This window comes from Streptomyces sp. NPDC091287 (assembly GCF_044768525.1).
Lineage (GTDB): Bacteria > Actinomycetota > Actinomycetes > Streptomycetales > Streptomycetaceae > Streptomyces.
In genome coordinates this window covers 129,718-153,622 of record NZ_JBIVUV010000017.1, presented here as the reverse complement: position 1 = coordinate 153,622, position 23,905 = coordinate 129,718, and the positions used below count along the sequence as shown (strand labels likewise).

At 70.9% G+C, this 23,905-nt stretch carries 20 protein-coding genes and 1 tRNA gene; 14 read left to right on the top strand and 7 right to left on the bottom strand.

Translation table 11 applies throughout. The features are described 5' to 3' along the window. Window positions 1-438 precede the first annotated feature (438 nt). From ACIQRW_RS27515 to ACIQRW_RS27500, 4 genes are all read left to right on the top strand, one after another. A complete protein-coding gene (locus ACIQRW_RS27515) occupies window positions 439-1,902 on the top strand; it encodes a xanthine dehydrogenase small subunit (RefSeq protein ID WP_403764993.1) in 1,464 nt (487 codons plus the stop codon). Further along, entirely contained in the window at window positions 1,899-4,310 is a 2,412-nt protein-coding gene (xdhB, locus tag ACIQRW_RS27510; RefSeq protein ID WP_403764991.1) for a xanthine dehydrogenase molybdopterin binding subunit, read from the top strand. Before ACIQRW_RS27515 ends, xdhB begins: the two co-directional genes overlap by 4 nt. 1 nt (window position 4,311) lies before the next feature. After that, the gene (gene xdhC / locus ACIQRW_RS27505; RefSeq protein ID WP_403764989.1) at window positions 4,312-5,256 is read left to right on the top strand and encodes a xanthine dehydrogenase accessory protein XdhC; all 945 of its coding nucleotides are present in this window, start codon (window positions 4,312-4,314) and stop codon (window positions 5,254-5,256) included. A gap of 156 nt (window positions 5,257-5,412) precedes the next feature. Next, a complete protein-coding gene (locus ACIQRW_RS27500) occupies window positions 5,413-5,646 on the top strand; it encodes a hypothetical protein (protein WP_403764987.1) in 234 nt (77 codons plus the stop codon). A gap of 64 nt (window positions 5,647-5,710) precedes the next feature. Here ACIQRW_RS27500 and ACIQRW_RS27495 read toward each other — a convergent pair whose 3' ends face one another. Continuing rightward, on the bottom strand, window positions 5,711-6,100 hold the full coding sequence (locus ACIQRW_RS27495; protein WP_403764985.1) for a hypothetical protein: 390 nt from the start codon (window positions 6,098-6,100) through the stop codon (window positions 5,711-5,713). A 431-nt stretch (window positions 6,101-6,531) separates the two neighbouring features. Next, window positions 6,532-7,059 (bottom strand): SRPBCC family protein, encoded by a 528-nt coding sequence (locus ACIQRW_RS27490; protein WP_403764983.1) that lies wholly within the window; start codon window positions 7,057-7,059, stop codon window positions 6,532-6,534. Window positions 7,060-7,196: 137 nt separating this feature from the next. Here ACIQRW_RS27490 and ACIQRW_RS27485 point away from each other — a divergent pair, with 137 nt between their 5' ends. After that, complete coding sequence (locus ACIQRW_RS27485; protein ID WP_403764981.1) at window positions 7,197-8,102, top strand: helix-turn-helix transcriptional regulator; 906 nt, start codon at window positions 7,197-7,199, stop codon at window positions 8,100-8,102. Between the two features lie 341 nt (window positions 8,103-8,443). After that, a complete protein-coding gene (locus tag ACIQRW_RS27480) occupies window positions 8,444-8,662 on the top strand; it encodes a hypothetical protein (protein ID WP_403764980.1) in 219 nt (72 codons plus the stop codon). 210 nt (window positions 8,663-8,872) lie between these two features. Here the strand turns inward: ACIQRW_RS27480 and ACIQRW_RS27475 are convergent, their stop codons facing one another. Both ACIQRW_RS27475 and ACIQRW_RS27470 read right to left on the bottom strand, forming a co-directional pair. Further along, entirely contained in the window at window positions 8,873-9,358 is a 486-nt protein-coding gene (locus tag ACIQRW_RS27475) for a hypothetical protein (RefSeq protein WP_403764978.1), read from the bottom strand. Then, window positions 9,355-10,569, bottom strand: coding sequence for an FAD-dependent monooxygenase (locus ACIQRW_RS27470; RefSeq protein ID WP_403764976.1), 1,215 nt, complete (start codon window positions 10,567-10,569; stop codon window positions 9,355-9,357). The genes ACIQRW_RS27475 and ACIQRW_RS27470 overlap by 4 nt, the downstream gene beginning before the upstream one ends. An 86-nt stretch (window positions 10,570-10,655) precedes the next feature. On the opposite strand from ACIQRW_RS27470, the gene ACIQRW_RS27465 reads away from it, so the two are divergent. Then, window positions 10,656-11,240: a TetR/AcrR family transcriptional regulator gene (locus tag ACIQRW_RS27465; protein ID WP_403764974.1), complete on the top strand. Its 585-nt coding sequence runs from the start codon at window positions 10,656-10,658 to the stop codon at window positions 11,238-11,240. 67 nt (window positions 11,241-11,307) lie between these two features. Here ACIQRW_RS27465 and ACIQRW_RS27460 read toward each other — a convergent pair. From ACIQRW_RS27460 to ACIQRW_RS27450, 3 genes are all read right to left on the bottom strand, one after another. Next, window positions 11,308-11,384: transfer RNA gene (locus ACIQRW_RS27460), tRNA-Arg, on the bottom strand. A 191-nt stretch (window positions 11,385-11,575) separates the two neighbouring features. Then, a complete protein-coding gene (locus ACIQRW_RS27455) occupies window positions 11,576-11,902 on the bottom strand; it encodes a hypothetical protein (protein WP_403764972.1) in 327 nt (108 codons plus the stop codon). Between the two features lie 158 nt (window positions 11,903-12,060). Next, complete coding sequence (locus tag ACIQRW_RS27450) at window positions 12,061-14,700, bottom strand: S8 family serine peptidase (protein ID WP_403764971.1); 2,640 nt, start codon at window positions 14,698-14,700, stop codon at window positions 12,061-12,063. Window positions 14,701-15,134: 434 nt separating this feature from the next. Here ACIQRW_RS27450 and ACIQRW_RS27445 point away from each other — a divergent pair, with 434 nt between their 5' ends. The 7 genes from ACIQRW_RS27445 to ACIQRW_RS27415 all read left to right on the top strand — a co-directional run bounded on the left by ACIQRW_RS27445 (window position 15,135) and on the right by ACIQRW_RS27415 (window position 23,769). Beyond that, on the top strand, window positions 15,135-16,382 hold the full coding sequence (locus ACIQRW_RS27445) for an MFS transporter (protein ID WP_403764969.1): 1,248 nt from the start codon (window positions 15,135-15,137) through the stop codon (window positions 16,380-16,382). Between the two features lie 10 nt (window positions 16,383-16,392). Continuing rightward, window positions 16,393-17,304 carry a MurR/RpiR family transcriptional regulator gene (locus ACIQRW_RS27440; RefSeq protein WP_403764967.1) on the top strand — a complete coding sequence of 304 codons (912 nt, stop codon included), beginning with the start codon at window positions 16,393-16,395 and terminating at the stop codon, window positions 17,302-17,304. After that, entirely contained in the window at window positions 17,301-18,332 is a 1,032-nt protein-coding gene (locus ACIQRW_RS27435; protein WP_403764965.1) for an N-acetylglucosamine kinase, read from the top strand. The genes ACIQRW_RS27440 and ACIQRW_RS27435 overlap by 4 nt, the downstream gene beginning before the upstream one ends. 72 nt (window positions 18,333-18,404) lie before the next feature. Continuing rightward, window positions 18,405-19,439 carry a Gfo/Idh/MocA family protein gene (locus ACIQRW_RS27430; protein WP_403764963.1) on the top strand — a complete coding sequence of 345 codons (1,035 nt, stop codon included), beginning with the start codon at window positions 18,405-18,407 and terminating at the stop codon, window positions 19,437-19,439. Window positions 19,440-19,519: 80 nt separating this feature from the next. Beyond that, on the top strand, window positions 19,520-20,464 hold the full coding sequence (murQ, locus tag ACIQRW_RS27425) for an N-acetylmuramic acid 6-phosphate etherase (protein WP_403764961.1): 945 nt from the start codon (window positions 19,520-19,522) through the stop codon (window positions 20,462-20,464). Further along, window positions 20,461-20,871 carry a GntR family transcriptional regulator gene (locus ACIQRW_RS27420; RefSeq protein WP_403764959.1) on the top strand — a complete coding sequence of 137 codons (411 nt, stop codon included), beginning with the start codon at window positions 20,461-20,463 and terminating at the stop codon, window positions 20,869-20,871. Before murQ ends, ACIQRW_RS27420 begins: the two co-directional genes overlap by 4 nt. Before the next feature lie 27 nt (window positions 20,872-20,898). Continuing rightward, window positions 20,899-23,769, top strand: coding sequence for an FAD-binding and (Fe-S)-binding domain-containing protein (locus ACIQRW_RS27415; RefSeq protein ID WP_403764957.1), 2,871 nt, complete (start codon window positions 20,899-20,901; stop codon window positions 23,767-23,769). Window positions 23,770-23,905 lie beyond the last annotated feature (136 nt).

The following is a 23,905-nucleotide window of genomic DNA, read 5'->3' as shown; positions in this document are numbered from 1 at the left end:
CACAGGCAGGCGATGGAGCCACACGGCGGTCACGGAAACCGCTCGCGCAAGCCTCCACGCCGGACGGCCTCTTGACCTCCCTGACGGCAGCAACTACTTTGCCGTGAACGCCGACCCCCGGCCCTCGAAAGGAGGCGACCAGCTGATGTTCACCTACTCCGACCTCGGTCGCCTCGCCGAGTGCACCGCCTGGGTTCCGGGGCGTATCGCGCACGGCTGCTGAGCGCGCCCCCCTTCTCCTGTGCCCTTCCGTGGCACCTTTCGGCTGTCCCGCCTCGCCGCTTCCCCCTTTTCCGTCACTCTTTCGCGGCGCATCGCTGTCGTGCGTGCGCCGTTTCGCGCCCACTCCTCTCCCGTGGCGCGTCCGAATCAAGAGAGCTGTCCGACATTGACGAAGATGATGAACCGACCCACCGCGCAACGGAACGAAGGCCTGTCGTGACGGCGCCACGCATCACGGTCAACGGGACCGAAGCACTGATCTCACCGGCCGCGCCCCACACCACGGTGCTGGACTTTCTGCGCGAGCGCGGCCTCACCGGCACCAAGGAGGGCTGCGCCGAGGGTGAGTGCGGCGCCTGCGCGATCCTGGTCGCCCGTCCCGGAACGCACGAGCCCACCGACTGGGTGGCGGTCAACGCCTGCCTGCTCCCGGCCGCGGCGCTCGACGGACAGGAGGTGGTCACCTCCGAGGGGCTCGCCACCGTCGGCGCGTCCGGCCCGCCGGGCACGCTGCACCCGGTGCAGGAGGAGATGGCGGTCCGCGGCGGCTCCCAATGCGGTTACTGCACACCAGGGTTCGTCTGCAGCATGGCCGCCGAGTACTACCGGCCCGACCGCTGCGCCCACGCGGAGCCGGCCGAGGGCACCGACCCCGAGCACGGACCGAACGGCTTCGATCTGCACGCGCTGAGCGGAAACCTGTGCCGCTGCACCGGATACCGTCCGATTCGCGATGCCGCGTTCGCCGTCGGCGCGCCCGCCGAAGGGGACCAGCTCGCACAGCGTCGTGCGCAGTCCCCGCCCGCACCCGTCGCCACCGAGTACGTCCGGGACGGCAGCACGTTCCTGCGGAGGAGCACCCTGGGCGAGACCCTGCGATTGCTGCGCGAGCGGCCCGACGCGGTGGTGGTCGCCGGCTCCACCGACTGGGGCGTGGAGGTGAACATCCGCGCCCGCAGGGCGGATTGCGTGATCGCCGTCGACCGGCTGCCCGAACTGCGGGAGCTGCGCGTCGGGTCCGACGCCGTCGAGATCGGGGCGGCGCTGACGCTCACCGAGATCGAACGCCGCCTCGACGGCCGGGTCCCGCTGCTGGCGGAGCTGTTCCCGCAGTTCGCGTCGCGGCTCATCCGCAACGGCGCGACGCTGGGCGGCAATCTGGGGACCGGCTCCCCCATCGGAGACAGCCCGCCGGTGCTGCTCGCCCTGGAGGCGTCGGTGGTGCTCGCCGACGCCGACGGAGAACGACAGGTTCCCCTCGCGGAGTACTTCACCGGCTACCGGCAGAGCGTGCGCCGTCCCGGCGAGCTGATCCGCGCGGTACGCGTCCCGCTGCCGCTGTCGCCGGTCGTGGCCTTCCACAAGATCGCCAAGCGGCGCTTCGACGACATCTCCAGCGTGGCGGTCGCCTTCGCGCTCGACGTCGAGGACGGGATCGTCCGGAAGGCCCGCATCGGTCTGGGCGGAGTCGCCGCCACCCCGATCCGCGCCCTGACCACCGAGGAGGCCCTGGAGGGCAGGCCGTGGGCGGCGGAGACCGTAGAAGCCGCGGCGCGGGTGCTGCGGGCGGAGGGCACGCCGATGAACGACCAGCGCGCCAGCGCCGCCTACCGCTCCGCGATGCTGGGCCAGAGCCTGCTGAAGCTGTACGCGCAGACCACCGAGGCGGTTTCCCCATGAGCCAGTTGTCCCAGCGCCCCGCGAAGCCGGTCGTCGGCGTGTCGATGCCGCACGAGAGTGCCGTCCAGCACGTCACCGGCGCCGCGCTCTACACCGACGACCTGGTCCATCGCACCAAGGACGTGCTGCACGCCTACCCGGTCCAGGTCATGAAGGCCCACGGCAGGATCAGCCGGCTGGACACCGGGCCCGCGCTCGCCGTGCCCGGTGTGGTCCGCGTGCTGACCGGCGCCGACGTGCCCGGAGTCAACGACGCCGGCATGAAGCACGACGAACCGCTGTTCCCCGACACGGTGATGTTCCACGGTCACGCGGTCGCCTGGGTGCTCGGCGAGACGCTGGAGGCGGCCCGGCTCGGGGCGGCGGCCGTCGAGGTCGACCTCGACGAACAGCCCTCCCTGATCGCGCTGGGGGACGCGATCGCGGCCGGAAGCTTCCACGGCGCCCGGCCCATGATGCTCACCGGCGACGTCGACGCCGGCTTCGCCGACTCCGCGCACGTGTTCTCGGGCGAGTTCCACTTCTCCGACCAGGAACACTTCTATCTGGAGACGCACGCGGCGCTGGCCCTGGTCGACGAGAGCGGGCAGCTGTTCGTCCAGAGCAGTACCCAACACCCCTCCGAGACACAGGAGATCGTCGCGCACGTGCTCGGCCTGCACAGTCACGAGGTGACCGTGCAGTGCCTGCGGATGGGCGGCGGCTTCGGTGGCAAGGAGATGCAGCCGCACGGCTTCGCGGCCGTCGCCGCGCTCGGCGCCCGGCTGACCGGCCGGCCGGTCCGGGTCCGGCTCAACCGCACCCAGGACCTGACGATGTCCGGCAAGCGCCACGGGTTCCACGCGGAGTGGAGGATCGGCTTCGACGCCGAAGGCCGTATCCAGGCCCTGGACGCCACCCTGACCGCGGACGGCGGCTGGAGCCTGGACCTGTCCGAGCCGGTGGTCGCCCGTGCGCTGTGCCACATCGACAACACCTACTGGATCCCCAACGCACGGGTCGCGGGCCGGATCGCCAGGACCAACAAGGTCTCCAACACCGCCTTCCGCGGCTTCGGCGGGCCGCAGGGCATGCTGGTGATCGAGGACATCATGGGCAGGTGCGCGCCGCTGCTCGGCCTGGACCCGATGGAGTTGCGGGAACGCAACTTCTACCGGCCGGGGCAGACGACGCCGTACGGGCAGCTGGTCACGCACCCCGAACGGATCTCCACCGTCTGGCAGCAGGTGTGCGCCGACGGCGGCGTCGCCGACCGGCGGCGGGCGATCGCGGCGTTCAACGCCGCACACCCGAACACCAAGCGGGGACTCGCGGTCACCGGGATCAAGTTCGGCATCTCGTTCAACCTCACCGCCTTCAACCAGGGCGGCGCGCTGGTCCTGGTCTACAAGGACGGCTCGGTCCTGATCAACCACGGTGGCACCGAGATGGGTCAGGGCCTGCACACCAAGATGCTGCAGGTGGCCGCGACGACGCTGGGCATCCCGCTGCACAAGGTGCGCCTCGCCCCGACGCGGACCGACAAGGTGCCCAACACCTCCGCCACCGCGGCCAGCGCGGGGGCCGACCTCAACGGCGCGGCGGTGAAGAACGCCTGCGAGCAGATCCGCGACCGGCTGCTCCAGGTGGCCGGTGGCCGGCTGGGGACGAACGCCTCCGACGTACGCATCGTCGAGGGCGTCGTACGTGCCCTCGGCAGCGAGACGGAGCTGGCCTGGGACGACCTGGTGCGCACCGCGTACCTCCAGCGCGTGCAGTTGTCGGCGTCGGGCTTCTACCGGACCGAGGGGCTGCACTGGGACGCGAAGGCGTTCCAGGGCTCACCGTTCAAGTACTTCTCCTACGGTGCCGCCGCGGCCGAGGTGGAGGTGGACGGCTTCACCGGCGCGTACCGCGTACGACGGGTGGACATCGTGCACGACGTCGGCGACAGCCTCTCCCCGATGATCGACATCGGTCAGGTCGAGGGCGGTTTCGTGCAGGGCGCGGGCTGGCTGACGCTGGAGGACATGCGCTGGGACACCGGTGACGGGCCGGGCCGCGGCCGGCTGCTGACCCAGGCGGCGAGTACGTACAAGCTGCCCAGCTTCTCGGAGATGCCGGAGGAGTTCCACGTACGGCTGCTGGAGAACGCCACCGAGGAGGGCGCGGTCTACGGGTCCAAGGCCGTGGGTGAGCCTCCGCTGATGCTGGCGTTCTCGGTACGGGAGGCGCTGCGGCAGGCCGCAGCGGCGTTCGGGCCCGCCGGAGTGAGCGTGGAACTCGCCTCGCCCGCCACACCGGAGGCGGTGTACTGGGCGATCGAGGCGAGCCGCCGGGCCGCCTCCTCCCCTGACGGTCACCACGGCGACGGGTCCACCACCGGGGCCGGGACGCGAACCGAGGCGGAAGCGCTGAGCGGTGCCTGACATGACCTGGTTCGCCGCGGTCGCCCGGCTGCGAGCACGTCGGGAGGCCGGCGTGCTGGTGACCGTCGCGACCGTGCGCGGGCACGCCCCTCGGAACGCCGGGGCGAAACTCGTCGTGGGGCGGAGCGAGACCTGGGGCTCGATCGGTGGCGGCAACGTCGAGGCGGTCACGATCGACCGGGCCCGGGAGCTGATCGCCGCTTCCGCGGCCGAACCGGAGCTGCTGGATTTCGCCCTGAACGACAAGGTGACCAACCGGCACGGCGTCCAGTGCTGCGGCGGCACGGTCTCGGTGCTGCTCGAACCGCTCCCGGTGGTACGGGCGGTGGCGATCTTCGGCGTCGGACACGTCGGGATGGAGCTGGCGCGCGTCCTGGCACGGCAGGACCTCGACCTCCATCTGATCGACAGCCGCTCGGACATCCTCGCCGAGGAGCGGCTCGCCGTCCTCGCGGACGCGGTGGCGGGGGTGCGGGTACACCACACTCCGCTGCTCCCCGAGGAGGTCCTCGAAGAGTTGCCGAGGGGCACCCACGTCCTGATCATGACCCACGATCATGCCGAGGACGCCGCTCTCTGCGACGCCGCCCTGCGGACATCCCACCTCGGCTCGATCGGGCTGATCGGGTCGGCGGCCAAGTGGGGGCGGTTCCGCAAACGCCTCCTCACGGAGGGGGGTCACGACGAGGCGGCCACCGACCGGATCAAGACCCCGATCGGGCTGGCCGACATCACCGGCAAGGACCCCGCGACCATCGCCGTGAGCGTCGCGGCCGATCTGCTGCGCACCTTCGAGGCCGAGGGGAACGAGGCGGCGGAACACCACCGTGACGAGCCGATGGACGCCGACATCGACGAGAACGCACACGCGGCCGCCCAGGGCGGGTTCCGGGCCGCAGGTACGAACATCGCGTCCGTGTCGCCTCAGGTGAAGACGGTCGTCTGATCGCGAGTCCGAGGACGGCGCCCGCAGCGCCGTCCTCATCCGCACCCCGAAAGGCTTCTGACGTTGTCTGTCAAACGCATCGCCTGCTGAGCACCCAGTCACGGCCTTCCCGGAGTGCACGCCGCCCCCTCGACCATTCGCCCCTCTCCCCTGCCCGTGTCAGTCACCATCGGTGAAGAAGTCATCGACCACCGGCGAGGTGCAAGCGGATCGCTGCCCACGCCGAAGGCTCCAGGCGCTGCCGCCTCGGCCGCCTTCGACGCTGCGGCCGCTCCGTGGCGTGAGGCCCTCGATGACCTGGACGAAGACGTCCTCGCCGAGGCCGCCGCCGAAGCGCGGGTCTTCGGCATCGGCCCGGCGGCCGCCGTCGACGAGCTGGTGCGGCGGTGAGCTGGGGCTCCCAGCTACCCGTAGCGGACGCTTCAGGGCGCGGTCGTCCCAGAAGGCTGCGGGGTCAGCGCCGGCCGCCGCCGATGCGGCGGTCGTCGGCCAGTGCGGTAAGCGGGCCGAACTCGCAGGCAAGCTGGTTCCACGTCAGAACCTCGCCGCAGCGGGCCGGGAACTCCTTCGGGTTGAACTCGGGCATGGTCCAGGTGCCAGTGCCCCGGTCCCGCAGCCACAGGTCCCCGTCACAGTCGACCACAGTCGGCGGGACCGGTACGGGCTCGGCCTGATCGGTTGGCTCCCAGGTGATCCGGCCCGGGTGGGAAACGCGGCGCAGCTCGGTGGTGGCCAGCCGCGCGGCCAAGTCACGGGTGGACTCTTCGGCGTCCTTGACCGACGCGAGTCGGAATGCGTCGTCAAGTACGGGCAGGGCTGGATTCTTGCTGCGCTTTGAACTCATACGCTGACTACCTCCGGTGGGGGGCGTCACATCCGTTATGGCACCCCGTAGAGGAACACGGTATCCGAGGCGGGAGCCGGGCCGGCTACGACCACTGTGCAGGTGGAGGCGCTGGCACACCGGGCATGGGGCCAGGTGGTGAGCTGGTCCGGACCGCGTGTCTGAAGTCGGCCCTGCGGTTTCCCGTGGATGTGCCCAGTGGGGGCAGACGGGTCGTCGTCTGTTTACGAGTCCGCCGGTTCCTCTGTCCGGTCGTCTCGTGCGGGCGCCGGACCTTCGCCGAGCAGATGCCGGGGCTGACCCGTCGGTACGGCCGGCAGACCGAGCGCCTGCGGTCGACGCCGGCCGCGGCCGGTCTCGCGCTCGCCGGTCGGGCCGGGGCCCGCATGGCGAGCGTCTTCGGCGTGCTTCGCCTGAGCCGGGTCCGGCCGTTACTGAGTGGGGCGGCCCGCGATCCACTCTGCCAGGGAGAGCAGGGTGGCCTCCGCGCTGATCGCCATGTGGTCCCGCAGGGCAAGGAGGTCTTCGGGTGTGTCGCCCAGCACCGGGTCGGTCCGCCGCAGTCGCCAGGTCTGCTCCACGATGGTGCCGGCGCCCTGCTCGTAGAGGTTCCAGTCCCAGCGGACGATGCCTTGCTCGGCTCCGCCGACGACGAAGGCGAACGCGGAACCCGGATCTGCCCGGACCACTTCGGAGTGGGTGACCCATTCGCTTCCGTCTCGGCGATTGCGTCCGCTGAACCGTGCGCCGGCCCATGGGCCCTCTCCCGGGTCGTAGCTCACGGCGCTGGCGCTCGGGCTCCACGTCCCGATCAGAGACACGTCGCTGATCAGGTGATATACGGAGTCCGGCGTCAGGTCGACCCAGTGCCGCCTGTTGAAGGTGAAGGGTGCCAGATCAAGGCCGGCCAGCGGATTGCGTGGGGCGGGGTAGGTGTTCTCGGACGTGGAGGTGCTCACCGGGGTCTCCCAGAGGTGAAGGCAGCAGAGGGGGTGCGGCTCATCCTGGAGGCCGGAGCGCGGAGCAGCCAGACCCTGTGGATCCGTACCCCAGCAGGGTGAGGCGCGGTTCGGCGGCGCCGCACATACTCCTTCTCATGAACAAGCACGGGCAGCTCGCCGACTTCCTCCAGGCTCGCCGAGGCCTTCTGCGTCCCGAGGATGTCGGGTTGCAGACCTACGGCGAGCGGCGCCGCGTACCGGGGCTGCGAAGGGAGGAGTTGTCGATGCTGGCGGGCATCAGTGCGCCGTACTACACCCGGCTCGAGCAGGGCCAGTCGCGCAACGCCTCGCGGGGGGTGCTCGATGCCATCGCGACCGCTCTGCGTCTGGATGAGTCCGAGCGGGCCCATCTGCACGAGCTTGCCCGTGAACCGAAGCGGGGCAAAGCCGCACCACGCCCCCGCCCCGAGCGCATCACCCCGGCCACCAGCGCGTTACTGGCAGCTCTCGAAGGCACCCCCGCCATCGCCATGGGCCGCCGTAACGACGTTCTGGCCTGGAACACGCAGGGTCACGCGTTGTTCGCCGGTCATCTCGACCGGGACAGCCCCGACGAACCCGGTCGACGGCCGAACATGGCCAAGCTGGTGTTCCTCGATGCTCACACCCGCGACCTCTACACCGACTGGCCTGCCAAGGCCAAGGCCGTGGTCGGCAACCTGCGCATCACGGCCGGCCGGTACCCGCAGGATCCTCTGCTGGCCGGGCTCGTCGGCGAACTGATCATGCGCAGCCCGGAGTTCGCCACCATGTGGGCCGATCATCGGATCCTGGCCTGCGATGTCGCCGACTACGAGATGCACAACCCCACGGTCGGAACCCTGACCGTCACCCAGCAGACACTCCAGAGTCCGCAAGGAAGCCGACCGGCCGTGGTGATCGCCACCGCCGCCCCCGGGTCCCCCTCCGCGACGTCCCTGAAGCTGCTCGCCCACGGCGCCGCGCCTCAGGAAGCGGTCTCCCCGCGCAAGGGCGCTGACGCGGTGACCCCCGGCACCTGAACCTCCCTCGATCCCCCCTCTCGACCACCATCTCCGCGGCATCGCCGCATCGCGGCTTCAGCCTGCACGAACGGGCCCGATACGGGGAACCCGCACTGGTTCGGACCGGCGCACGGCGGCGCGGTGGAGATCCTGCGCCTCTTCGGACCGCGGGGCGACCAAGGCGTCGTACGCGCACGGCCCTCTTCGGGCGCGCCGCCTGCACCGTGATGACCTGCGGCGGGTGCTGCCCGGGGCGGCCGGTACGGGGCCGCGAAGGCTGAGCGGTCGGCTCGGCGGCTCCGGGGCGGCCGGGAGAGGAGCACACTGAACGTATGGCCCTACCCAGAACGCATCATTGCTTGGCCTGTTCAGACGGTGCCGCATCCGACTCGGTCCTCCACGAGGACCTTGTTGTCGGGGCGCCGCTCTCGATGGAGGAGCTCACCGACGCGCAGCGTCTCGATCGGTTCGCGCTCAAGTACGCCCACGACGGTTGCCAGGTCAGAGAAGTCCGCCGGGTCCCGCACGACGGCCTCAGCGGTTACGCCTGGTCCGTCACCTTCGCCGAGAGTTCTTGATCACTCGATCGCCGAACAGCCGCGAGCACCGAACAGTCCGGGGAAGATGCCCGGACTGTTCGCCGGCCGGGACTCCGCGTCACGGACCGAGCTGCTCTCCGGCGCAGGCAACAGCCATCCGCGGGCGCCGTCGAGTCCGACAGGACCCGCCGGAGGCTGTCTTTCGCTCTGGCGGGCACCCAAGCGTTCGGACGGGCGTGGTGACCTGCGTCATGCGACCTCTGCCGCGTGAGCGGAGACAGTGGTCGCCCTGCGCAACGACAGGCCGAAAGCGCAGCTGGTGACGGTGAGCACGACGATCGGCGGAGGGGGCAGCAGGAGTACGGATACCACCAGGACGGCCAGGGAGACCGCGAGGGCGAACCATCCGAAGGCGGTACGGCGCTGGACGAGGGCGGGGGCGTGACGGACGGCGGCGAGAATCAGCAGACCGCAGGTGATGCTGAAGAACGCCATGGCGATGCTCATGCCGTTGAAGACGTCAAGGACGGTGCGTTCCAGACCCAGCAGGGCGAACGTGGACTCCCGCATGACCGTGTCGACTTCACGCCGCTCCGGTGTCTGGGTGGCCAGCGCCGCGGCGACGGAGAGGGCGAGATGGCCGATGCCCAGGAAGACGAAGCCGTAGGCGCCGGCCTTGAAGGGCCGGACGGCGTCCGTCCGAGCGAGGGTGCGGGATGTGACCGCGCTGTTCATGGTTGCTCCTTGGCATGGGCATTGAGGTTGCCGGAGGTGGGGGCGAGGCCGGAAGGGGGTTGCCAGCCGAGGACCGTGTCCAGGGCCCTCAACGCGACCACCTGCGGCGTGGCGCGTAGCGCGAGGTTTCGGATGGACGTGGCAAGGGGGTGGGAGAGCCGTGCGAGTTCGCCCATGCGTCGGGAGCGGCGGCTGATGAGGGTGGTTCGCCGGTGTCTGGCCTTGGTGTAGGCGGCGAGCGCGGCTGGTACGTCGGTGTCGCGTGCGAGGAGGTGCGCCACGACGACCGCGTCCTCGATGGCCTGGCAGCCCCCCTGGCCCATATTGGGCGTCATCGCGTGGGCGGCGTCACCGAGCAGGGCCACCCGGCCGGCGTGGAACCGGGGCAGGGGCGAGCCAAGTTCGTAGAAGTCGTGGTGGAGTATGCCGACCGGGTCAGGGTTCCGCCGGTTCAGCCGGTCCAGCAGCGCGGGTATCGGATCGTGCCACGCGCCGAAGCGTCGGGGCAGTTCCGCGTGGTGGTCGGTCGGCTGCGCGCCGGGGCCGGTGACGGTGGTGGCGTAGACGTAGATCCTGCCGTCGACGAGGGGAACGACGCCGAACCGCTCGCCTCGACCCCAGGTTTCGGCCGCCTGCTGGGGAGGCAGGCCGCCACCGGGCAACACCGCTCGCCATCCGGCCTCACCGGCGTGACACAGCCCGGGATGCCGGGGGAAGAGGTGTCCGCGGAGGACACTGCGCATGCCATCGGCCGCCACTACGACGTCGGCACGCAGGTCGCCCGCCGACGTGCGTACGACCACGGCGCCCCCGGCGTCGTCCACACCGATCACCGATACGCCGGGGCGTACGACGTTGGGCGGCAGTGCGGCGGCGAGGGCGTCGATCAGGAAGCCGCGGTGCACGGCGCGCGTGGAGAGCCCGTAGCGGGTGGACATGGCACCGCTGTCGGATCGGCTCAGCCACGTGCCGTCGGGGGTACGCAGCCCGACCGGGCCGGGCAGTGCGTCACCCGCCCACACCTCGGGGCCCAGGCCGATCGAGTCCAGGGCGCGCAGTGCGTTGGGAGCGAGCACGATGCCGGCGCCGATACCCGTGAGGGCGGGAGCCCGTTCACACACGGTCACGCGCCATCCGCAGCGGCTCAGGGCCACCGCCGCGGTCAGACCCCCGATGCCGCCTCCGGCCACGACGGCGTGACGAACACCCATGTCGACTGCCCCCCCACCCATCCACACGCCGCCTCTACAGCCGTAGAGACGCATGCTGCGCACTCTACACCTGTAGAGTGCGGGGTGTGCCCCTCCCTGATCGCCGAGACCTGATCGCCGACGCCGCCATCACCACGGTGGCCACCGCCGGGCTGCGCGGCTTGACCCATCGCGCGGTCGACGCCGCCGCGGGGCTGCCGACCGGCAGCACGTCGTACTACTTCCGCACGCGTAGCGCTCTGATCAGTGCCTGCTACCTCCGCCTGGCCGAACTGTCGGTCGCCGACGTGGGCCGGTGGGAAGCGGAGCATGGGCCCCCGGACCCGGACTCCGCCGCAGAGGCGCTGGCCGCACTGCTGCACCACTGGCTAACGGTGGAACGAGACCGCCAGCTCGCCCGATTCGAACTCAGCCTGGAGGCGACCCGCCGCCCGGAGCTGCGTGCCGACCTGCAGACCGCAGGCCGCGCCGCACGGTCCAAGGCCGCCGACGTGCTGGCCGCGCTCGGCGCTCCCGATCCAGCGTGGGCGGCGGACCTGCTCGTCGCCTGGACCGACGGCCTGTTGTACGACCGGCTCGCCGGCGCGACGGCCGCGACCCGCCCGGTGCCCGACGTGACCGAGCTGACCCCGGTCGTCCGGCGGATGCTTGCCGCCGTGCTCTCCACCTGACCGACGCCCCCTACGCGCCGAAAAACGCGTTTCCCCAGGTCAGAGCGATTATACCAAGGATGCTCAGTGGGGCGGGTGGGACTCGAACCCACACCGGCGACGCGTCTCACCTGCGGTTTTCTCGGAGAGCCGGGCATACCGGCCTGTTTCCGTCCGGCTGCGTCTCGCTCGATCCGGCTCCAGCGGATGCGGTGCAGCGTTCGCTGCACCGCATCCGCTGTGCCGCGAGACCGATTGGCTGCTGCCATACGGTCCACGACCCACCTCGGCCACCACCGCGAGGACACCTCTTCCGCCTCGGGGCGGGCGCGGGCGTGGAAGTCGGCCGCCGAATGTCACACCCTTTGTGCTCCCATCAGCCGGATGATGAGGTCGTCGAGGCTGATCAGGCCGGTCAGTCGGCCCTCCGTGTCGCGTACGACGGCGAGGGAGGCCCTGCGGTACTGGAGTTGCTCGACGGCGTGGGCCGTGAATCGCTCGCCGTCCGGCTGCCGGGTGATCAGCCCACGGGCGATCAGCGCACCGAGGACCTCCCTGACCTCCCGGAGACCGCCGAGCCCGTCGCATCCGGCGAGCAGCTCGTCCGCTCCGGCTTCCGGCCGCTCGATCAATGCCCGGTAGACGCGCTCATCCTGGCTTGTGAGCCCGAGATCCTGCAGCACAGTTTCCTCGCCTCCGCTCCGCGTCGGACCGGATTCTCACAGGTCGGACGGCTGTGTCAGTACGCACAATAGGACTTCGGCGGCCGGACACGCGAAGCCCCCGTGCCCTCCGTGTGGAAACCTGCGGAGGGCACGGGGGTTCGCGAGGGGTTCGGGTGTCAGCGCACCAGTGTCACATCGGGCGACGTCCAGGTCTCCGTCCCGGGTGCGTGGTCCCGATCGCCCAGCGCCTTGTCGAAGACGAAGCGCAGCCGGTACATGCCGGCCGGGGCCGGGCTGCCGTCGCTCAGGGTGGCGTCCCACGGGTAGAAGTCGACGCCGGTGCCGGCACCCGAGATACGGGTGATCCAGGACTCGTCGTACGGCGTGGCCACCACCGCACCGGAGGCGTTCAGCACGTTCAGCCGCATGCGCTTGAGCAGCGGGTAGCCGTGCGACAGCATGGCCACGGCCTGGTCGTTGGCCGTGCTCGTGTCGGTGAGGTCGACGGTGAGCGGCAGGTTCTTGCCGAAGTTCCACTCAGCGGGCCGCAGGGCCGGGTTGTCCAGCGTGGTGTTGAGCGCGGAGAACGTGGGGTTGATGGCGGACACGGCGTCGTAGTCACCGGCCATCCCCTGGTAGGGCACACGGAGTACGGGCTCCTGACCGGAGGTAGGAACGAACTCGACCCAGCCGCCGAATAGCGTGCCCTCGGGCACACCTTCCGGCTGGCGCACGTGGACCGGGACGGTACGGCTGCTGTGCGGCCGGAGCGTGATCCGCTCCGGTCCTCCGACGCGGACCGCGGCGCCCGCGTCATCGGCCTGCCACTCACTGGTGTACGGCGGCGCTGCGGAGACGGCCGACCGGTGACCCACCTCGTACGTGAGTGTCTCTTCGGAGTCGTTGCGGACGGTGATCTGCCGGGTCACGCTCCGGCCTTCGAGGTCCTTGAGCGCCAGCTCCGAAGGTGAGGCGGCGACCTCGGCCCGCGTGACGGAGGCGACTGCCGCCGCCGCGTCGACGCGGCCCGCGCCCTGCTGGGCGACGGGCTGCGCGCCGCGTGACGGATCGCCGGTCATGCCGAGGGGTGTCGCCGTGTTCTGGAGAGTGGTGCGAAGTTCGCGGGGCGAGAGGCCGGGGTTCTTCTCCAGGAGCAAGGCGATGACCCCGGTGACGTGCGGGGACGCCATGGATGTGCCCGAGGCGACCCCGTACCAGTCGAGGGACTTCGGCATGGCGGACAGGATGTAGCCGCCGGGAGCGGCGATGTCGGGCTTGAACTCGAGCTCGTTGCCGGGGCCCCAGGCGGAGCCGTGGTCCATGAGCCCTGCGGCGTCCTCCTTCAGTGGAATACCGGCGTACGCGCCCCAGGAGAGCTCGGTGCCCGCCGGCTTGGCGAGGACGCGGCGGGCGTCCGCCTCGCTGATGCCCAGCACGGGGATGGCCGACGTACCGCAGCAGGGTGAGCCGGGGATGGCGTCCGCGGGCATCTGGGGGTCGTGGTTGACGGCGGCCACCGCACCGGCCGCCTCAGCGGTGCGGGCGAGGTCCATCGGGCGGCAGATCGTGCCGGTGCCGTCCCACTTCGCCGGGGTGAAGAGCGCTATCTTCCCGCGCAGACTGCCCTCGGGCAGCGGTGCGCAGCTCGACGGCATCACGGCGTAGGGAGCCGAGCCCGTCGAGGGGGTGTTGGCGCCGCGCCCGGACAGTGTGTAGGCGACGGGCCGCGTCTCGTCACCGAGCCTGAAGGCCAGGTAGGGGCTGCGGTCGCTGTATGTGCTGCCCACCGCGATCGCCTCGTCGGCGACCGCGGGTGAGGAGGCACGGAAGGGACCGGCGTATCCGTTGCCGACGGCGACGGCGACCGGGGTGCCGGAGCCGACGAGCCGGTCCACGGCGGCCGAGAGCACGCTGTTCGCACGGGCGCCGCCGGAGGAACCAAGGCTCATGTTGACGGCGTCCACGCCGTCGGCCGCGGCACGGTCGAGGGCGGCCAGGACGACGTCCTCGCCCGCGCCGCCGCCCGACCCGAACACCCGGTAGGCGCGCAGCTGCGCCGCCGGGGCGACGCCCTGGATGTGCCCGTCGCTGCCGGCCACGATGCCGGCCACGTGCGTCCCGTGTCCGGCCGCCGATCCCGCCGCGTCGTCGTAGGGGTCGGCGTCGTTGTCGGCGAAGTCGTGCCCGCCGACGACCTTCGCGTTGGGGAAGCCGCCGCCGCCGAGTGCGGGGTGGTCGTAGGCGATGCCGCTGTCCACGATGCCGACGGTGACGCCGCGGCCTGTCACGCCGTCACGGTGGACCTCCGGCACTCCGGTCAGATCGGTGACCGTGACGATCTCGCGCCCCGATGGCTCCTCGTCGGCACGGGTACGGCCTGCCGCAGCAGCACCGGCGTCCGCCACCGCCTTGCTGACCAGGTCCGCGGAGACCGGGGTGGGTGACTCGGGTGCCTCGTAGACGACGGGTTCGGACACCGACGAGACGCCGGGCAGAGTGGCCAGACGTGCGGCCTGGGAGGCGGGGAGCGTGACCGCGAGGCCGTTGACCACGTGACGGTAGCGGCGCACGACGGTCGCGTCGACGCCTGCTCGATCCGCGGCGGACAGCAACTCCCGCTGCGCGGAATCGACTTCGGCGAGAGCGGCACGGCGGTTGGCCGTCGTCCGATCACGTGTCGGGGGAGCGCTGTCGAGCGTGACGATGCGCGTCACCGTAGGGGCGGGGGCTGACGGCCCCTGAGGCGCGGCTGTGGCCGGAGTCGCGAGGGAGGCGAGGAGAAGCGCGGCCGCCAGGGCCGCGTGAGAAGCGTGCATGGCGCACATCAGAGCCTGCGGGCCGATATGGATCAAGCCCGGCGCCTGTCGAAGAAGCGCCAAGTCACGTTTGCGCCAAGCCCTGGCCGTCGGCAGGTTCCGACCCTCGGCGGCTCTTGACCGAAAGATGAACAGGGGGTTGTCTCCACCCCACTCGTGAAGTTAATCTCCACCCACCAAAACAGAGACGGCGGAATCCTCCGTCCCCTCCGCGTCCACTCCGGTTCCCTTCTCAGGACTCGCGTTCGTACCCGACGCACGGCACGGGGTCCCGGAGACCTGACGCCGCAACCCATGACCCGCCCGGCCCGCCCATCGGCGAGCCGACTCTTCGGAGGTATCTGTTGTCGTCTGCGAGCCCAAGCCGGAAGCCATGGTTCCGGCAGCTGAACCGCTCACAGTTCCGCGCGCTGTCCGCCGCATGGATCGGATACATGCTGGACGGGTTCGACTTCGTCCTGCTCACCTACGTCCTCACCGACATCGCGACCGAGTTCGACGTCTCCCTCGCGACGGCGAGCACCCTGCTGGTCGCGACCTTCGGATCCCGCTGGCTGGGGGGTGCCATCTTCGGCTCGATCGGAGACCGGTACGGCCGCAAGACCGCGATGGTCTGGTCGATCGTGCTCTACTCGGCAGGCACGTTCCTGTGCGGTCTGGCCTGGAGCTTCGCGGCCATCTTCTTCTTCCGCCTGATCGTCGGCATCGGCATGGCGGGCGAGTACAGCGCGAGCAGTACCTACGCGGTGGAGAGCTGGCCCAAGCAGCTCAAGAACAAGGCCAGCGCCTTCCTGATCACCGGCTTCGCCGTCGGTGGCCTGGTGGCCGCCCAGGTCTACGCGCCCGTGGTCGAGAACTTCGGCTGGCGCGCCCTGTTCTTCCTCGGCATCCTGCCGGTGTTCGTGGCGGTCTACATCCGCAGGGCCGCACCGGAGAGCCCCGAGTGGGAGGAGGCGACGAAGGACGCGGGCTCGGAGCACAAGTTCTCCGCCTTCGCGCTCTTCGGCCGCCGACGGCTGCCCGTGACCTTGATCCTGATCCTCGTCGTCTTCCTGGCCTTCTGCACCAACTGGCCCGTCTCCGGGCTGATGCCGGCCTACCTCCAGTCGATCGGCTACGACCGCGGGACCATCGGCGACATCATGTTCTACTCCGGTCTCGGCACCGTCATCGGTACGGCGGCCTCCGGTTTCCTCGGCGACCGATTCGGTACGGCACGTACGTACGCGGGTGTCCTGTTCGTCTCCCTGGCCTTCCTCTTCCCCGTGTTCGCCGTCGGCGCCGACAGCACCGTGATGCTCGTTGCCCTCCTCTTCTGCTTCATGGGGACCAACTTCGGCATCTCCGGGCTGCTCCCGAAGTACCTGTACGACTTCTTCGACGCCCGCACCCGTGCCTCCGGGCTGGGCACCGTCTACAACATCGGGGCCGTGGGCGGCGGTGTCGCACCATGGTTCGGCGCGATTCTGGGCGATGCCTGGGGCCTGGGTACGGCCATGGCCACCCTCACCGCGATCGGCGTCGTCGCACTGGTCCTGCTGGTGGCACTCGACGTACCCGGCCGACTGCTGCGCAAGCAGGCGGCGCGGGCGGCCCTCGAACTTCCCGAGCTGAGTGACGCGCCTGCCGTGGCAGGGGCGAGCGGACCAGCGGTCGTTGAAACCGACCAACTCCGAAAGTAATCTCCGCCACATGAGTGATAACACGTCAGAAAACTCCACCACCGCGAACGGGGGCGAGCGCCTGGAGAACCGCATCCGCGCCCTCCTGCCGAGCCTCAACCCCTCAAGCGTCCGCATCGCCAGGATCCTCCTCGACGACCAGGCCGGAGCCTCCCGCCGCACCATGTCGGAGCTCGCGGCGATGGCGGGGACCAGCGAGTCCTCGGTCGTGCGCACCACGCGGGCACTCGGCTTCAGCGGCTACTCCGAGCTGCGTCTGGCACTGGCCGCGGAAGCGGCCCGTGGGACCACGGAACGGCATGTCACCGGCGACATCACGCCCGAGGACTCCCTGTCCGACATGGTCACCAAACTGGCCGGCGAGGAGATGCAGGCCATCTCGGACACCGCGGCCCAGCTGGACACCGAGGTCATGGGCCGGGTCATCGACCTGTTGATCAAGGCCCGACGGGTCAACATCCACGGGTCCGGGGCCTCTGGACTCGTGGCGATGGACCTGCACAACAAACTGGAGCGCATCGGCTATCCCAGCCATGTGTACTGCGATGTGCACGGCGGACTCACCAGTGCCGCGCTCCTCGGCCGCGAGGACGTCGCGGTGGGCATCTCCTACTCGGGAGAGACCCAGGACGTCGTGGGGTCGCTGCGACTGGCCGCCCGAGCGGGGGCCACCACCGTGGCCGTCACCAACCATCCGCGCTCCCCGCTGGCGACGCTCGCGGATCACGTCCTGGTCCCCGCCGGGGCGGAGACGGAGTTCCGACCCGGCGCCCTTGCCAGCAGGATCAGCCAACTCCTCACCATCGACTGCCTGTTCGTCGGCATCGCCCAACGGACGTACGACCGGACCATGCGTGCCCTGTCTCTCACCCATCACGCGCTGCAGAGCCAACGCGACCCAGCGAGGAAGCACCGCCCATGAGTGATGCGAACAACGACGCACCCTCTGATGCCACGCCCACCACCGATACGTCCGCAGCCCGCCCGGCAGACTGTGTGGCCGCTGTCGACATCGGCGGCACCGGCGCGCGACTGCGGCTGAGCAGCGCCGGTACGGCGGCTTCCGTCGCCCTGGCGCAAGGACGGACCGTGTCCGCGACGGGCATCGACGCCGATGCTCTCCTGCGGGACCTCGCAAACTCACTGAACACCCTGCGCACCGCCCACCCGCACGCCCGTGTCGATGCCGTGGGGGTGGGTATGAGCGGACTGCTCGGCCTCACCCCGCAACCTGACGGTCTGCTCCACGGGCTTGCCGACCTGTTCGGCACACCACGTGTCGTGCTCGCCTCGGACATGGTCACCTCCCACATCGGCGCGCTCGGCATGCGGCCGGGAGCGGTCGTAGCCGCAGGCACGGGGGTCGTGGCCCTGGGCACGGACTTCGCCGGGCAGTGGCTTCGCCGCGACGGCTGGGGGCACCTCCTCGGCGACGAGGGCGGCGGGGCGTGGATCGGCGCCGCCGGCCTGCGAGCGGCCATGCGGGCCCACGACGGCCGGCCCGACGGTTCCCGCCCGCTCCTGGAGCTCGCGGAGCAACGGTTCGGCCCCCCGGCGGGAATCCCCGCACGGCTCTACCCGTACGGCGACGTCGCCGGCCGGATGGCTGCCTTCGCACCCGACGTGGCGACGGCGGCACACGAGGGCGACCTGGTCGCACGTGGCATCTGGCGCCGGGCCGCGGAACACCTCGCGCACACCGTGGTGTCGGCGCTGCCCGCCGATCAGCCTCCCGTCCTCTCCTGGTGCGGAGAGCTCTTCTCGGCAGGCGACCTGCTCATCGGCCCCTTCCTCGACGCGCTGCGCGCCGCCGTACCCGAGGCGCGCGTCGTCCCGCCCGCCGGCTCCTCCCTGGACGGGGCCGCCCGGTTGGCACGGCTGGCCGTGCAGGCACCTGCGGCGCTGCCCCACGCGGCGCCCTACATCCGCTCCCTGCTCCCCGTGGCCTGACTCACCCAGCAGCCCGGCCGACCACTCCCCGGACCAACCTCCGTACACACCGACCGCAAGGACTGAACCACCATGGACAGCAAGCGTTTCGCCCTCATCGGCGCCGGCCTCTTCGGCGAGCGTCACGCCCAGGCGTACAGCCGCTCCCCCTACGTCGACTTCGCCGCCGTCTGCGACATGCGGGCCGAGCGCGCCGAGGAGATCGCGACCACGTACGGCGCGGGCAGGGCGACCACCGACTTCCGGGAGGTACTCGCCGACCCGACGATCGACGCCGTCTCCATAGCCACCCCCGACCACCTGCACCGGGAACTCGCCGTGGCCGCCGCCGAAGCGGGCAAGCACATCCTGGTCGAGAAGCCCCTCGCGACCACCGTCGAGGACGCCGTCGCGATCGAGGACGCGGCGCAGGCGAACGGCGTCAAGCTGATGGTCGACTTCCACAACCGGGTCAACCCGATGATGCTCTCGGCCAAGCAGGCCATCGACCGCGGCGACATCGGCTCGCCCGCGTACGTCTACTCCCGGCTCAGCAACACCATGGCTGTGGCGACCGGCATGCTCTCCTGGGCGAGCCACTCGTCCGCGCTGTGGTTCCTCGCCAGCCACACCATCGACGCCGTCCGCTGGATGATCGACGACGAGGTCGTACGCGTCTACGCGGTGAGCCGCGACAAGATCCTGCGCGAGCGCGGTGTTCCGACCGCCGACTTCCACGCCGCGACCGTGGAGTTCGCCGGCGGGACCGTCGCCGTCTTCGAGTCCGCGTGGATCCTTCCCGACACCCACTCGACCGTGAAGGACCTCAAGCTGGAGATCCTCGGCGACAAGGGGGCCATCAACATCGACGGCTCCCACAACCGCACGCTGGAGCTCTACACCGCTGAGCGAAGCTCCTTCCCCGACCTGTACGCCCCGCCGACCGGCGAGCACCTGACCGGTTTCGTGCTCGACGCCATCGCGTACTTCGTCGACGCCGTCGTCTTCGACAAGCCGGTCCTCGCGACCGGTGAGGACGGCATCGAGGTCACCCGCATCCTGTGTGCCATCGAGGACTCGGTCCGCACCGGTATGCCGGTCGACCTCGCGCCGCGCGTCCGGCGCTGAGCTGATCACAGGGGGCGGGGCGGCCGGTTTCCGCTCTGCCCCGCCCCTCTGCCCTCCCCTCCAACTCACAGAGAACTGAGATGCTCCGCACCGACGTACCCCCTCTGACCGCCGAAGACCTCGGCCGCCTGGCCACCGAACAGCACCGTCCCGACCGCGCCGACATCGACCTGCTGCCCACCGCCGAACTGGTCCGTCTGATGACACGCGACGACGCCCAGGTGCCCGAGGCGGTGCACGCCGCGTCCGAGGACATCGCCCGCGCCGTGGATGTCGCCGCCGCACGGCTCGCCGCGGGCGGCCGGCTCGTGTACATGGGCGCCGGAACCGCGGGACGTATCGGCGTACTCGACGCCAGTGAGTGCGTCCCGACATTCAACACGGCGCCCGGCCAGGTCGTCGGGCTGATCGCGGGCGGCCCCGAGGCCATCACCCTGCCCGTGGAAGGCGCCGAGGACGACGAGGGCATGGCCGTCGAGCACCTGCGCGCCATCCGTCTGACGGCGCAGGACGTGGTGTGCGGTATCGCGGCGAGCGGCCGCACTCCCTACGCCGTCGCCGGGGTGCGCCACGCCCGCCGGGCCGGCGCCGCCACCATCGGTGTCTCGTGCAGTCCCGACTCCCCCCTCGGCCGCAACGCGGACATCGCCATCGAGGTGGCGGTGGGCCCCGAGTTCATCACCGGCTCCACCCGGCTCAAGGCCGGCACCGCCCAGAAGCTCGTGGTCAACGCGCTGTCGACGGCGACGATGATCCGGCTGGGGAAGACGTACGGAAACCTGATGGTCGATCTTCGCGCGTCCAACGACAAACTCCGCAAGCGCTCGCAGCGCATCGTCGCCCTCGCGACGGGCGCGGAGATGCGTGACGTCGTCGCAGCACTCGACGCCTGTGACGACGAGGTCAAGACCGCCATCCACGTCCTTCTCGCGGGCACCACGGCCGAACAGGCACGATCCGCCCTGAACGACCACGGTGGTTCGATGCGGGGCGCGCTGGGCGCACACGCACCCGCGGCCCCATGACCGTACGGCCCGTTCCCCTCTATCGCCGCATCGCGGAGAGCCTTCGCCGGGACATCCTCGACGGCTACCGCCGTCCGGGCGCGCTGCTGCCCTCCGAACGTGAACTGTGCCGAAACCACTCCGCGGCGCGCGCCACAGTGAGGCACGGCCTTCAGCTGCTGGTCGGGGAGAATCTGGCGGTGCCGGTCCAGGGCGTCGGCTACGTCGTCAGCGCGACGCACGCCAAACGCCCGGCCCCCGACCCGGACGAGCACGCCGTTCGCGTACCGCTCGCCCTCCTGAACGCCACGATCGAGGTGCTGGAAGCACGCGATCCGCGGGACGCGGCCCCCGGCGCGGCGTCCCGGCTGGCGGGACTGCTCCGGGCCGCGGCCCGCACACCCCAGCCCCTCACACCCGTCCGGTAGACCTCGCCCATTCCGTCAAGGAGCCCTGTGCGTACCGCACATCACGACCGCCCCTCAACCGGCCTCCCCCCCGCGGCGCTCTCCTCGCTCCGGGCCTCCGTGACCGACCCGGCACGCCTGCACACCGGCATGACCCGGCGCGCGGCGGCCCACGACGCCTCCCACTACGCGCTCACGCCCGAGGCCGTCGTCAGTGCCGCTTCGGCGGAGGAGGTGGCCTCGCTCATCGCCGCCTGCCGCGCCGCCGGTGTGCCCCTGACACTGCGCTCCGGCGGCACGAGCCTGTCCGGGCAGGCGTCCGGGCAGGGAGTCCTGGTGGACGTACGGACGCACTGGAGGGGCGCCGAGGTCCTGGACGACGGCCGGCGCATCCGGGTACAGCCCGGCATGACACTGCGGCAGGCGAACGCCCGGCTCGCCCGGTACGGCCGGCGCCTCGGCCCGGACCCCGCGAGCGAGGGCGCCTGCACGATCGGCGGCGTCGTGGCCAACAACTCGAGCGGCATGAACTGCGGAACCCAGGACAACTCGTACCACACCGTGGAATCGCTCCGGTTCGTCCTGCCGTCGGGCACCGTGGTCGACTCGGGAGCACCCGACGCCGACGAACTGCTCCGCACCCGTGAGCCCGAGCTGTACAGGGGTCTGGCTCGGCTACGGGACCGGGTCCGGGACGACGCCGCCTCCCGCCGCACGGTGGAACGGCTGTTCGCCATGAAGAACACCATGGGATACGCACTGAACGCGTTCCTCGATCACACCGACCCCGTCGACATCCTCGCCCACCTCATGGTCGGCAGTGAGGGCACGCTCGGTTTCATCGCGGAAGCAGTGTTCCGGACCGTGCCCGTACGCCCCCACGCCGCCACGGGGCTTCTCGTCCTGCCCTCCATCGCGGACGCCACTGACGCGCTGCCCGCTCTCAACGCCTGCGGGGCACGCACCGCCGAGCTCCTCGACGCGGCCGCCCTGCGCGTCTCCCAGCGGGGGGTCCGACCTGAGCCGGCGTTGCACGGTCTGCGCGTCGAACGCCATGCCGCGCTGCTGGTCGAGTTCGCCGAGGACACCGAACCGGAACTGGAGGCGGCCCTCGCGGCAGCGGCTCCGGTTCTTGACGCGCTGCCGTCGGCTCTCGGTACCGGCCTGACGCGCGACGCGCAGGCAAGGGCCGGTCTGTGGCATCTGCGCAAGGGGCTGTACACCGCCGTGGCAGGCGCTCGGCCGGCGGGCACCACAGCGCTTCTGGAAGACGTCGTGGTGCCGATGCCCGCGTTGACAGCCACCTGCGAGGGCCTCATCGGGCTGTTCGGGCAGCACGGTTACGGGGACTCGGTGATCTTCGGTCACGCCCGCGACGGCAACCTGCACTTCATGCTGACCCAGGGTTTCGACACGACCGCGGATGTCGACCGCTATGCGCGATTCACCGACGACATGGTCGACCTGGTGCTGGACGCGGGCGGCTCGCTCAAGGCCGAGCACGGCACGGGCCGTGTCATGGCCCCCTATGTGCGCCGCCAGTACGGCGACGAACTCTTCGCCGTCATGCGGGAGATCAAGCGCCTCTGCGACCCCGCGGGAGTGCTGAGTCCCGGTGTCGTCCTGGACGACGACCCCACCGCCCATCTGCGGCATCTCAAGATCGTGCCCGAAGTCGACGCGGAGGTGGACCGGTGCGTGGACTGCGGTTACTGCGAGCCCGTCTGTCCCAGCGCGGACGCCACGACGAGCCCCCGCCAACGCATCGCCCTGCTACGGGAGATCGCGCTGGCCGAGACCGCGGGCGACGAGGCGCGGCGCGAGGAGCTCGCCGCGGACTTCGACTACGCGGCGGTCGACAGTTGCGCCGCCGACAGTCTGTGCGCCACCGCCTGCCCGGTGTCGATAGACACCGGCGCGGTGATGAAGCGGCTGCGTGCCGAGCGGCACGGACCGCTCGCCGAACGGGCGGCGATCACAGCGGCTCGTCACTGGAGCGGGACGACGGCCGGTGTGCGCGCGGGCCTGTCCGCCGCCCATGCGTTGCCACAACCGCTGGTACGGGCTGTCGCCGCGGCGACACGCCGGCTGGGAGCGTCCGACCTGGTGCCTGCGTGGACCCCCGACATGCCGAGATCCGGCGTCCCGCGGCCGGCCGGCCGGGCGCCCGAAGGCGCGGAGGCGGTCTTCTTCGCCGCGTGCATCGGTTCGCTGTTCGCAGCGGAACAGGGCGCCGCCGGGCAGCAGGACGGCACCGCGCGCGCGTTTCTGACTCTGTGCGAGAGGGCGATGGTGCCCATCGCTGTACCGGACGGGCTCGACGGCCTGTGCTGCGGCACGCCCTGGCAGTCCAAGGGGTACGTGGAGGGCCACCGCGCCATGGCCGGCCGCACGCTGGCAGCTCTCTGGGAAGCGACCGACGGCGGTCGTCTGCCCGTCGTCTGTGACGCGTCCTCGTGCACCCACGGCCTGATGCAGCTGCTCGACGCGCTGCCGTCCGAGGAAGGCGGGCGTTACGCGCCGCTGCGCTTCGTCGACAGTACCCAGTTCGCCCTGGACACGCTGCTACCGAGGCTTCCCGCCCCGCGCAAACTGACGTCGCTGGCCCTGCACCCCACCTGTTCCACGGTCCACCTCGGCACCGGGGAAGCCCTGCGTTCGCTGGCCGAGGCTGTCGCGGAGCGCGCGGACGTGCCGGAGAGCTGGGGCTGCTGCGCGTTCGGCGGCGACCGGGGACTGCTCCACCCGGAGCTGACCGCCGCCGCGACCGCTGCTCAGGCGGCCGAGATCGCGGACGGTGACTACGCGGCTCACGCCTCCTGCAACCGCACCTGCGAGATGGGCATGACACGTGCGACGGGCCGCCCCTACCGGCACGTACTGGAGTTGCTGGAAGAGGTGACGCGGCCTGACAGGTAAAGCCGGCGTCCCGACAACCGGCCGAGGTGCCGTCATGCGAGGGCTGAGGAAGCCCCTTCACCGAAACCACCAGCCGTCTTCCCAACCTCTCCGGACCAGCAGGGGCTACCTCGGCCGAAGTCCTGGCGTGCCCTCG